9 protein-coding genes are annotated in these 12,024 nt (G+C 32.6%); 6 read left to right on the top strand and 3 right to left on the bottom strand.

What is annotated here, in order from left to right:
• The first annotated feature begins 74 nt into the window (after nucleotides 1-74).
• Both DFQ02_RS04605 and DFQ02_RS04610 read left to right on the top strand, forming a co-directional pair.
• Nucleotides 75-1,115 carry a PLP-dependent cysteine synthase family protein gene (locus DFQ02_RS04605; RefSeq protein WP_116039822.1) on the top strand — a complete coding sequence of 347 codons (1,041 nt, stop codon included), beginning with the start codon at nucleotides 75-77 and terminating at the stop codon, nucleotides 1,113-1,115.
• A gap of 245 nt (nucleotides 1,116-1,360) precedes the next feature.
• Nucleotides 1,361-2,620 carry an aminotransferase class I/II-fold pyridoxal phosphate-dependent enzyme gene (locus DFQ02_RS04610; protein WP_116039823.1) on the top strand — a complete coding sequence of 420 codons (1,260 nt, stop codon included), beginning with the start codon at nucleotides 1,361-1,363 and terminating at the stop codon, nucleotides 2,618-2,620.
• A 57-nt stretch (nucleotides 2,621-2,677) separates the two neighbouring features.
• Here DFQ02_RS04610 and DFQ02_RS04615 read toward each other — a convergent pair whose 3' ends face one another.
• Entirely contained in the window at nucleotides 2,678-3,799 is a 1,122-nt protein-coding gene (locus DFQ02_RS04615) for a GTP cyclohydrolase (protein WP_116039824.1), read from the bottom strand.
• A gap of 37 nt (nucleotides 3,800-3,836) precedes the next feature.
• On the bottom strand, nucleotides 3,837-4,835 hold the full coding sequence (locus DFQ02_RS04620) for a transporter (RefSeq protein WP_116040052.1): 999 nt from the start codon (nucleotides 4,833-4,835) through the stop codon (nucleotides 3,837-3,839).
• A 146-nt stretch (nucleotides 4,836-4,981) separates the two neighbouring features.
• Here DFQ02_RS04620 and DFQ02_RS04625 point away from each other — a divergent pair, with 146 nt between their 5' ends.
• The 4 genes from DFQ02_RS04625 to DFQ02_RS04640 are packed head-to-tail and all read left to right on the top strand — an operon-like array spanning nucleotide 4,982 to nucleotide 10,484.
• Nucleotides 4,982-5,269 carry a DUF4834 family protein gene (locus DFQ02_RS04625; protein WP_116039825.1) on the top strand — a complete coding sequence of 96 codons (288 nt, stop codon included), beginning with the start codon at nucleotides 4,982-4,984 and terminating at the stop codon, nucleotides 5,267-5,269.
• A 31-nt stretch (nucleotides 5,270-5,300) separates the two neighbouring features.
• Nucleotides 5,301-7,745 carry a YfhO family protein gene (locus tag DFQ02_RS04630; protein ID WP_116039826.1) on the top strand — a complete coding sequence of 815 codons (2,445 nt, stop codon included), beginning with the start codon at nucleotides 5,301-5,303 and terminating at the stop codon, nucleotides 7,743-7,745.
• Between the two features lies 1 nt (nucleotide 7,746).
• Nucleotides 7,747-9,024, top strand: coding sequence for a glycosyltransferase family 4 protein (locus tag DFQ02_RS04635; RefSeq protein ID WP_116040053.1), 1,278 nt, complete (start codon nucleotides 7,747-7,749; stop codon nucleotides 9,022-9,024).
• Nucleotides 9,024-10,484, top strand: a complete 1,461-nt coding sequence (locus tag DFQ02_RS04640; RefSeq protein ID WP_116039827.1) for a lipopolysaccharide biosynthesis protein — start codon at nucleotides 9,024-9,026, stop codon at nucleotides 10,482-10,484. Before DFQ02_RS04635 ends, DFQ02_RS04640 begins: the two co-directional genes overlap by 1 nt.
• 71 nt (nucleotides 10,485-10,555) lie before the next feature.
• On the opposite strand, the gene DFQ02_RS04645 is transcribed toward DFQ02_RS04640, so the two are convergent.
• Nucleotides 10,556-11,809, bottom strand: coding sequence for a hypothetical protein (locus DFQ02_RS04645; protein ID WP_116039828.1), 1,254 nt, complete (start codon nucleotides 11,807-11,809; stop codon nucleotides 10,556-10,558).
• Nucleotides 11,810-12,024 lie beyond the last annotated feature (215 nt).

Genomic DNA, 12,024 nt, shown 5'->3' on the forward strand with positions numbered 1-12,024 from the left:
AAAAAAAAACCTTACTTTTGTCAGGTTTTAAGACGTGTATTAATTAGTATATTGCGGCTTATAAAATTCATTTAATGAAACAAGAGAATAAGGTTTATAGCAGTGTATTAGACTTAATAGGTAATACGCCACTTGTTAAGCTTAATAGAATAACCTCTAAATTTAAAGGTGATTTTTACGCTAAAATTGAATCCTTTAATCCTGGACACTCGTCAAAAGATAGAATAGCACTTTACATTATTGAACAAGCCGAAAAACAGGGCATTTTAAAACCAGGTGACACTATCATAGAAACCACCTCTGGTAATACAGGGTTTAGTTTAGCTATGGTTAGTATCATTAAAGGTTATGAATGTGTTTTGGCAGTAAGTTCTAAATCATCGCCAGACAAGATAGACATGCTCAAAACCATGGGAGCAAAGGTTTATGTATGTCCTGCGCATGTTAGTGCAGATGACCCTAGGTCATATTATGAAGTTGCTAAAAGATTACACGAAGAAAGAAAAGGTTCTGTTTACATCAATCAATATTTTAATCAATTAAATATTGATGCCCATTATCATTCAACGGGTGCTGAGATTTGGAATCAAACAGAAGGAAAGATTACACATCTTGTAGCTTGTAGTGGAACGGGTGGTACCATTAGTGGCACAGCAAAGTATTTAAAAGAACAAAATCCAAATATTAAAGTTATTGGTGTAGATGCTTTTGGTTCTGTAATTAAAAAATACCATGAGACCAGAGAATTTGATGCTAATGAAATATACCCCTATAGAATTGAAGGCTTAGGAAAAAACCTAATTCCAACAGCCACAGATTTTGACACTATAGATGAGTTTATTAAAGTAACCGATGAAGACAGTGCTCATACAGCAAGAGAAATAGCAAGAACAGAAGGTATGTTTGTTGGCTATACGTCTGGAGCTGCTGTTCAGGCTTTAAAACAACTTAGTGAGGCTGGTGAGTTTAAAAATAGTGATAAGGTTGTAGTGATATTTCCAGACCATGGCTCCAGATACATGAGTAAAGTTTACAGTGATAAATGGATGAATGACCAAGGGTTTTTTGATAGTATTCATGAAGAATCCATACAGAAGGTTCAGTACATAAAATAAAAATATTTTTTACAAAAAAAGAGGTTGGGTTTTGTTATAATGCAGAATTTAATCTCTTTTTTTGTTTTACGAATAATTGGGCTTTAAAAATTATGGTTAAATCATTTAAATAGTTAATTTTGCACGAACTAACTAAGGACTATTTTTTGATAATTTCGTATAAATAAGACATTGTTCAGTTGACTTATAATGCACTTCCTTTTTTAGTTATATCATATAGTTTTATAGCATTTAGATTTATATAAATGAAAGATTTATTTGAAAAAATTTATAGAGATAAAGGGCCATTAGGTAAATGGGCATCTCAAGCAGAAGGATATTTTGTATTTCCTAAGTTAGAAGGAGAGATTTCAAATAGAATGAAGTTTCAGGGCAAAGAAGTTATTACGTGGAGCATTAACGATTATCTGGGGCTAGCAAACCATCCTGAAGTTAGAAAAGTGGATGCCGAAGCTGCTGCTCAATATGGTTCAGCTTATCCAATGGGTGCTAGAATGATGTCTGGTCACACAGACTTACATGAAAAGCTTCAAAATGAATTAGCTTCATTTGTAAACAAAGAAGCTGCTTATCTTTTAAATTTTGGATATCAAGGCATGGTGTCAACTATTGATGCGCTTGTTGCAAAAGATGATATTATTGTATATGATGTTGATGCACATGCATGTATTATAGATGGTGTACGTTTGCATATGGGGAAACGCTTTACCTATAAACACAATGATGTTGAAAGTTTAGAGAAAAACTTAGAACGCGCCAGTAAAATGGCAGAACAAACTGGTGGAGGCATTCTAGTTATCAGTGAAGGTGTTTTTGGAATGCGTGGAGAGCAAGGTCGTTTAAAAGAAATTGTAGCCTTAAAGAAAAAATTCAATTTTAGATTATTTGTTGACGATGCCCATGGTTTTGGAACCTTAGGAGCTACCGGAGCAGGAGCAGGAGAAGAGCAAGGGGTTCAAGATGATATTGATGTTTATTTTGCAACTTTTGCTAAATCTTTGGCTAGTACAGGAGCATTTATTGCAGGAGACAAAGAAATTATAGATTATTTAAAATATAATTTAAGATCTCAAATGTTTGCTAAATCGCTTCAAATGCAATTAGTAGTTGGAGCACTAAAGCGTTTAGAAATGCTTAAAACCATGCCAGAATTAAAGGCTAAGTTATGGGAAAATGTAAACGCCTTACAGTCTGGTTTAAAAAAACGTGGATTTGATATTGGAACTACACAAAGTTGTGTAACACCAGTATACTTAAAAGGAAGTATTCCAGAGGCTATGGCTTTAGTGAAGGATTTACGTGAAAATTACGGAATCTTCTGTTCTATAGTAGTTTATCCTGTAATACCTAAAGGAATGATTCTACTACGTTTAATCCCTACGGCTACTCATACTTTAGAAGATGTTAATGAAACATTAGCCGCTTTTGAAGGTATTAGAGATAGACTTGAAAATGGCACCTACAAGCGGTTGTCAGCTGCAGTTATGGCTGCTATGGGTGAATAAAATATTGTAGATATTGTATTAGAAAAATAAAAAGTCCGATTTACCATCGGACTTTTTTTATGACAAGGTTTTTTTAAAAGTTTTTCGTCGCCGGTATATAACTGGGTCAAAATGTTTCCAGATTTTTTGAATAGCTATATTGTCTTCCAGTTCTGGGGTTCTGTAACAGTATTCAATGCCTTTTTCTGTAAAAGTATTATAATACTCATTAAAAATGACAGCGTGAACCCCTTTCTTTTGGTATTCTGGATGAATGCCAATAAGGTAGAAATTAACATCTTTACTGTGCTTTTTTGCTTTCAAAATATGTAAAAAACCGAAAGGAAAAAGTTTGCCTTTAGCTTTTTGTAGTGCTTTAGAGAAAGAAGGCATCACTATAGCAAATCCAATTAAATTATCATCTTTATCAATTACAAACTTTATGTATTCTGGATTTACAAAACTGATAAACTTCTTTTTAAAATATTCTTTTTGAATATCTGTTATAGCTACAAATGATGATAGAGATGCGTAACTTTCGTTAAACAAATCAAACATTTTATCAACATAAGGCATCACCTCAGATGTTTTGGTAAAATTTAAAGCTGTTAATTGGTAACGTTTCTTTATAAGTGCTTGTGCTTTCTCAAAGGTTTCAGGTTTAACATTGCTAAATGGAAATTCACTTTCTATATAGCCTTTTTCTATCTTATAGCCAGCGGCTTCGTAATGTTTTGCATAATAAGGGTAATTGTACCATGTTACCATAGGAGAATCATGTTCAAAACCCTCGGTAACAACCCCAACTTTATCAAGGTTAGAAAATCCTACAGGGCCCTCGGTATATTCAAGGCTATGTGTTTTACCAATAGCTTCAACCTCTTTTAATAATGCATTAGATACTTCTAAATCATCAATAAAATCAAACCAGCCAAAACGCATTTTTCTTTGATTCTGATCTTTCACTTCCAACCAATTAATAATGGCAGCCACTCTACCAACTATTTCATTGTTTTTATAAGCTAGAAATAGCCTAGCCTCAGCATCATTGAATACGGGATTTTCGTCTTTATCAAAGGTTTTTAATTCTTGACTTATAATTGGTGGCGTCCAATATTTGGAGTCCTTGTATAGCTTAAAAGGGAATTTTACAAATGCCTTTAAATCTTTTTTAGAGCCAACTTCTTTAATAGTAATCATGTATAGTTAAAGTCTTTGGTTGGTTGAATTGGTTTATTTAATCGAAATCTATTGCTTTCTTTTTACGCTTGTTTATTTTATTATCACTGGAATCTTTATTTTTTCTGGATGATTTATTTCTTTTGGTAGGCTTAAATGAGTTATCATTTGTATTTTCTGCTTCGGGGTCTCTGTGAAAATCTAACCTGTAGGAAGCTCCCAAACTTGCATTAAAAACAGAAGGCGTGTCTTTTGTGTTGAATGTAATAGCAGCATCTAACTGAAAATCTTTACTTAGCAAGTGAGCACCACCAACTCTAAAAAGATTGTCTGCATAAAATTCACTTTGAATCCCTTGGGTTTCACCAAAAATGACCCACTTTGGGTTAAAAGAATGTGTAAGTGTTAAGATATATTGAAAATCAGATTGGTTTGTTCCAATCCTATCTTTTATTAAATTCATAACGAGCACCCAACCACCAGAAAAATTGTTTTGTGTAGCAATCATTATTTTAGGACTAAACCCCTCAATACCAGGAGCTGTGTAAGGGTTGTTTTTTGTGTCATAATTAATGCCGGCATACACTGCTATTGCTGGGATTAAATCGTTCCATTTGAAGCCATGATTAGCTTTCCAACTGTATAGATTTGGTTTGTTAGCTTCTTCATTCTTGTAGGGATCATAAACTAAGTATTTAGCACCAAAAGAAAGGTGTTTAAAATTAGCCCGTTTATCTTCTGCATCAGCATTATAGGTGTATTTTTTAATATCATTTTGATAATTGCCTTCAATGTTAATCTCTAATTCCTCAAATAATAAGCCATACCTAGCTGCAAAATCTGCGCCTAAACCAGACACTTCGTAAGTAGTCGCAGGGGTTCGTTTCTCTTTAACAAAGTAAGGGCCTATTTCAAATTGAACTACGTTTTTACCTACGGAAAAGGCACTTCTTGAGACTCCGGGGCGATTGGAGTTAATAACCTCTGTATATTGACTAAAGCAGCAGGTTGTAATTAAACAGAATAAAATGAATAGGGTAGATTTGAAAGGCTTCATGATTAATTTTTTATGTTTTAATAAGCTTAAAAACTTTACAAACACATTGTCAATGTGCTACCAAAGATAGATATTTTATACTTTTTTTATCATTTTTAAACGTTTTTTAAGCAAGTAGAATTGTATTTTTGCTAAAAAGAAATTTTATGCTTCAATATGCGTCGGCAGTGGGTTTAGTTAGAACAATACTTATCATTTTATTAATATATTTTGGGGTGAAGATAATAGCACGCTTATTATCTCCTTTTTTAATACGCTTTGTTGCAAAAAAAGCTGAAGAGCGTTTTGGTCAGCAATTTGGAGGACAGTTCCAAAGGAATCAAAAACATGATAAACCAAAAAAAGAAGGTGAAGTGAGTATTGATAAAATACCTAAGCAAAAGACTTCCAATAAAAATGTAGGTGATTATGTAGATTTCGAAGAAATTGATTAATTTCACCATCATTTGATTTTAAAGCACTTTCATGCCAATTTCATTTAAAAAAATCTTACCTCACATTCTAATTTTATTGGGGTTTGTAGCGATTTCATTAGCTTATTTTAGTCCAGTTTTACAAGGGAAAGCTATTTTTCAAAATGACATCAAGCAGTACATTGGGATGTCTAAACAACAAAAGGATTTTAGAGCCGAAACCGGTGAGGAAACCTATTGGACTAACAGTGCTTTTGGAGGGATGCCTACCTACCAATTGGGTGCTATTTATCCAAATAACTACATTAAAAAATTAGACCTAGCCTTGAGGTTTCTGCCAAGGCCAGCAGATTATTTATTTTTGTATTTATTAAGTTTTTACATATTACTTTTAGTGTTAAAAGTCGATTTTAAACTGGCTGCTATTGGCGCTTTAGCCTTCGGATTTTCAACTTATTTAATTATTATTTTAGGAGTAGGTCACAATAGTAAAGCACATGCCATTGCTTATATGCCCATGGTTTTAAGTGGCATTTTGCTCACCTTCCAACGAAAATACTTTACTGGTTTTCTACTTACCACGATAGCTATGGGATTAGAAATTGTTTCTAATCATTTTCAAATGACTTATTATTTGTTACTGCTAGTTATTGTTTTGGGTTTGGTTTATTTAATTGATGCTTACAAAAAGAAGGTGTTGTCGCATTATTTCAAATCTGTTGGAATACTCGTGTTAGCTGTTTTTTTATCCATTGGATTAAATGCTACAGGTGTTTTAGCTACTAAAGAATATGTAAAGGAAAGCACCAGAGGTAAAAGTGAATTAACTATAAATCCAGATGGATCGCCAAAGGAAGTAACTTCTGGTTTAGACAGAGATTATATTACTCAATTTAGTTATGGTTTGGTAGAGACTTTTAATCTTTTTATTCCAAGATTTATGGGTGGAGGTAATTCTGAAAATCTTGGAAAAGACTCCAATACCTATGAGGCGTATAGAAAATTAGGAGCCTCTCATACACAAGCACTTGAAGCGGCCGAATATGCACCCATGTACTGGGGAAAACAGCCTATTGTAGAGGCGCCTGCCTATGTTGGGGCTGTGGTTTTGTTTTTGTTTGTTCTAGGATTGTTTTTGGTAAAAGGACGATTGAAATGGTGGTTGGTTGGCGGTACAATTTTATCATTATTGCTTTCTTATGGTAAAAATTTAAGTTTTTTAACTAATTTCTTTATTGATTATGTACCGTTGTACAATAAGTTTAGAGCGGTAAGCTCTATTCAGGTACTCTTAGAATTATGTGTTCCTGTATTGGCAGTATTTAGTTTGGTAAAGCTCTTAAATAATTTTGAAAAAGACGAAGAAAAGTTAAAAGCATTAAAGTACACTACAGTTATAACAGGAGGTTTAGCAATATTATTTTTACTTTTAAAAGATACGTTGTTTAATTTCTCTGGAGCTTCTGATGGTGTTTATATACAGAATTACGGGCAAGATTTTATCAGATCCATAAAAGAGGATAGGCGGGCTATTTTTACTTCAGATACTATAAGAACACTAGTTTTGGTATTACTTTCTGCTGCAACTATTTACTATTATTTAAAAGGCAAGCTCAAAGAACAGTGGTTGCTTGTGATTTTTGGAGTGCTCATTCTTTTCGATTTGATTGGTGTTAATCGACGTTATGTCAATAATGATGACTTTGTCCCCGCCATTACTATGAATAAACCATTTAATGCCAATGCGGCTGATAAGGAAATACTTAAAGATAAATCGCATTTCAGAGTATTTGATATTTCCAATGAGGGTCTTCAAAATAGAACAAAGGCGTCCTATTTTCATAACTCTCTTAATGGATATAATGCTGCCGAATTAAAGCGATACAGAGAAGTTTTTGACTTTTATGTATCAAAGAACAACATTAACGTTCTAAACATGCTAAACACCAAATATATCATTGCCGACAGTGAAGAAGGCATCATATCTTACGTAAATGACAAAGCTAATGGTAATGCTTGGTTTGTTAAAAAATTAAAAGTTGTTGAAACTGCCAACGAAGAAATTTTAGCGCTAGATAGTTTAGATAACAAGAACGTGGCAACCATACACAAATCTCAACTAAAAGCTTCAGTCTTTAAACCAGAAAACAATCTTAGTTTTGAAGTAGATTCTTTAACTTCAATCACTTTAAAAGAAGTAAAACCCAATTATTTAAAATACGCGTCCAACAACTCAAATGATGGTTTTGCGGTGTTTTCTGAGATTTATTACGGTAATGGATGGAAAACATATATCAATGGAGCGCCAACTAATCATGTGCGCGTAAACTACACCTTACGTGGTATGAATATCCCAAAGGGTCAACACGTCATCGAATTCAAATTTGACCCCGATGTAGTAAAAACGGGTAGCACTATTGCTTTAGCTAGTTCTGTATTATTGGTATTATTAGTTCTAGGAGGTTTATTTTTTGAGTTTAAACAAAACAAAACGTAAAGTGCGTAAAAAGGCACTCATAATCACCTATTATTGGCCTCCAGCTGGTGGTCCAGGAGTACAACGTTGGTTAAAATTTGTAAAGTATTTACCAGATTTTAATATAGAGCCTGTTGTATTTATACCTGAAAACCCTAATTATGCTTTAATTGATGAAACTTTAACTGATGACGTTTCTAAAGATGTAGCTATTTTGAAGCTACCCATAAAAGAGCCTTATAAATTGGCGAGATTCCTTTCTAAAAAGAAATCAAATACGATAAGTAAAGGTATTATTTCAGATGAGCAAACACAGAGTTTAACTGAAAGGATTATGCTTTACATACGTGGAAATTTCTTTATTCCAGACGCTAGAAAGCATTGGGTAGCACCATCGGTTAAGTTTCTTTCTGAGTATATTAAAAGAGAAAATATCGAAACCATTATTACTACGGGACCACCTCATAGCCTACATTTAATTGGTATACAGCTTAAAGAAAATTTAAAGGTTAAATGGATTGCAGATTTCAGAGATCCATGGACAACCATTGGATATCATAAAAAATTGAAGCTTTCCAAGCGTTCCAGAAAAAAGCATTTGTTTTTAGAAAAAAGCGTATTGAATAGCGCCAATCAAATTATTGTAACCAGTTTTGTTACCAAAGATGAATTTTCTAAAATCACCTCAAAACCCATTGAAGTCATTACTAATGGATATGATTATGAATCTGTTGCCCCTGTAGTATTAGACTCTAAATTTAGTTTATCACACATTGGGTCTTTACTGTCAAAACGAAATCCCAAAGTTTTATGGAAAGCTTTGAGTGATTTGATAAAGGAAGAACCTAATTTTTCAACAGACTTGCAAATTAATTTTGTTGGCTCAATAAGCAACGAAGTGCTTGAGTCTCTTGAAAAACATGATTTAACAAGTTATATAAGTAATGTGGGTTATGTGTCGCATAAAGAAGCACTGAAATATCAGAAAAAGTCTCAAGTTTTATTGCTCATTGAAATCAATTCCAAAGAAACTAAGGGCATAATTCCTGGAAAACTTTTTGAATATATGATATCTAATAGGCCTATAATTGCATTAGGTCCTAAAGGCTCTGATGTAGAAAAAATAGTAAAGGATACCAATACCGGGAACTACTTTAGCTATGATGATTACACTTTGTTAAAAACAACTATATTGAGTCATTACAAGGCCTATAAAAATGAAGCGTTACAATCATTTCCTATTGGTTTACAAAAATATAGCAGAAAGAAATTAACAGAATCATTATCTAAATTAATCTAATGGGTATTGTTGCTTCACAATCTTTTAAAAATGTTATCACTACTTATTTGGGGTTTTTGATTGGAGCCATTAACACCTTGTTTTTATATACTGAATTTCTAAGTGATGCTTACTACGGAATGGTTGGGTTTATGTTGTCTGCAGCTTACGTTATGATGCCTTTAATGGCTTTTGGTACACATAATACCCTAGTAAAGTTTTATTCATCGTTTAAAACACGTGTATCATTGCATAGCTTTTTAACTTTGATGATTTTCTTACCATTGGCTATTATGCTTCCTGTAAGCGTTATTGGGTATATCTGTCATGAATCAATTGGAGCGTTTCTGTCAACAGAAAATACCATCATAAAAAACTACTTATGGCATACTTTGCTCATAGCCATAGCATTAGCATACTTTGAGGTATTTTTTGCTTGGGCGAAAGTACAAATGAAAACGGTTTTTGGAAACTTTATGAAAGAGGTCTTTCATAGAGTAGGCACCATGATTCTACTGTTGTCACTTTACATTGATATAATTAATGTAGAGCAGTTTATGGTGGGATTGGTGGTAGTTTATTTGATAAGGACTTTCATAATGATGTTTTTTGCTTTTAGCATTAAATTGCCTGTTATAGTTTTTAAAAAAATTAGCAATTTAAGGAGTATATTAAAATATTCTTCACTAATAATTATTGCAGGTTCTGTAGCTACAGTTTTATTAGATGTTGATAAAGTAATGCTCGGAAAATATATACCAATAGAGCAGATAGCCTACTATAATGTGGCCATATTTATAGCAACAGTCATAGCGGTTCCCCAAAGATCTATGCATCAAATTTTATTACCTCTCGCAGCTACTTATTTAAATGAAAAAGATTATGATGCTTTAGAAAATTTGTATCAAAAAAGTTCTTTAAACTTGTTGGTAATAAGTGGATTGGTTTTTTTATTGATTATTTTAAATATCAATGAGTTGTATCTTTTAATTGATGTAGCATTTAGCTCGGGCTTAAACGTGGTCTTACTGATTAGTGTAGCAAAACTTTACGACTCCCTTTTAGGTAGTAATAATGCCATTTTATTTAATAGCGATTATTACAAAATAGTTTTAATTTTAGGAGTTGTTTTAGTTGTATCAATGATAGTTCTTAATATGATTTTTATTCCTTTGTATGGTATTAATGGTGCAGCTCTGGCCACTTTTTTAGCCATTTTTTTCTACAATACTGGCAAATTGTTTTTTGTGTATCGATACTTTAAAATGTTACCTTTTACGATGCATAGTTTAAGGGCAGGAGGCCTTATTATAGTAATGGCTTTACTCTTTTATTTTTGGGATTTTTCTTTTAGTCCTGTTATTAATATAGGACTGAAATCAATACTGATTTGTGTAAGTTATCTTCTAGTCGTTTATAAGTTTAACTTGTCTAGTGATATTTCGAGTATCATAAGTAAGTCTATCAAAAGAAATCAGTAAAAGAGAAAATCCCACGACGTTGCTTTGAGGCAAACATATCGCAGGACTTTCCAACTAACCAACCAAAACGGTTATGATCTTCTTCTAGATAGAGTAGATCTTGTATCTCTACTAGAGGAACCTCTACTTTGAGTTGCTCTAGAGTTATTGTCTTTTGATGATCTAGATACCGATGATTTTTGCGGCGAACTAGATTTTCTCGGTGTACTTAGTCTAGAAGCTATGTTTTCTTGTGATCTTGAAGATCTATTAACAACTTGAGGTGTTCTCCTAGAACTAGTACTATTATAATTACGAGACTTTGTACTTTTTGGTTTTTCAATTTTTGAATTATTTCTATCTCGCGTTATAGAATGTGATGACCTATTAGTTGTTGCGGGTCTTGTTGTTCTACTAACGTTTTCTCTCATTCCTTTAGTATTTGCAATTTGAGAATTTCTTCTATTTTCAGGCTTTGTTACTATGGTATTGTTTCTTCCAGAACTATTTCCTCTAACAATTTTTGAATCATGACTTCTTGTGCTTCTGTTAGTAACAGCATTTCTTCCTGAAGTTGTTGCATATCTGGAATCGTTTACTTTAGCAAATCCTCTTCTACTTACATTTCTATTAATGCTAGTAACGTTTCTGGAACTTCTATTAACCGTGGCATAATTTCTATTTCTTATAATACTGGTACCTCTTCTACTAGCAACAGATGTTATAGGTCTATAATTGTTATAGAAAGGTCTAGAATATACATATCTAACTGGGTTATAAAATCTTCTATAGGGTCTGTTATATACTACGCAATAATTTACAGAAGGAATGGCATAAAACCTGTGCCAAGGTCTAAAAACATAGTGTCTATTGTATATGTTTATAAATCCTGTACAATGTGAGAATACATTATATCTATTATAGTGTACATACAAACCTCCAACCCTGTTAACGTAGCCAAAATTGTTGTAATGAATGTTCACATTTCCTGCCTGAACAATACGCCCGTAGTAATCATAAAAAATAGGTGTATTTTCAATTTGAATTACGGCGCCAAATTCATCATACTGAACAAAAGCATTATAATCATAGCCTGAATTGAAGCTAATGCTAACATGAGGTGAATTAAATGAGGCATTAAAACGAGAATTACCCCTTAAAATATTGAAATCAAATTGTCCATCCGGAAACACAGAAAATTCAATACCATTTTCTACAAATATGAAAGAATTACCATAACCTCCAATATAAGTAGATGTTATTAAATTATTTGAATTGGTGGTTGACGCGTTAACAGTTAATCCTGTAAGGATAAAACCTGCTATAAAGAATAGTAAATTTTTCATAATCGTAAAATTTTAATGTGAATACATTTAAATGTTACCAAACAGCGTGCCAAAAAAAAGTAAGGCGCTTGTAAGCCTTATTATTAAAGGGTTAATCGTTATTTTTTATTTGAGAAGTTATTTGAATTACTACTATCAATTTATTTTTTTAGAATATTTCATTTAAAAAGGGCAATACTATTCTTTGAAAATATTTATAAACTTAATATAACTGT

The sequence above is a fragment of the Seonamhaeicola aphaedonensis genome, from assembly GCF_003386195.1.
Classification (GTDB): Bacteria; Bacteroidota; Bacteroidia; order Flavobacteriales; family Flavobacteriaceae; genus Seonamhaeicola; species Seonamhaeicola aphaedonensis.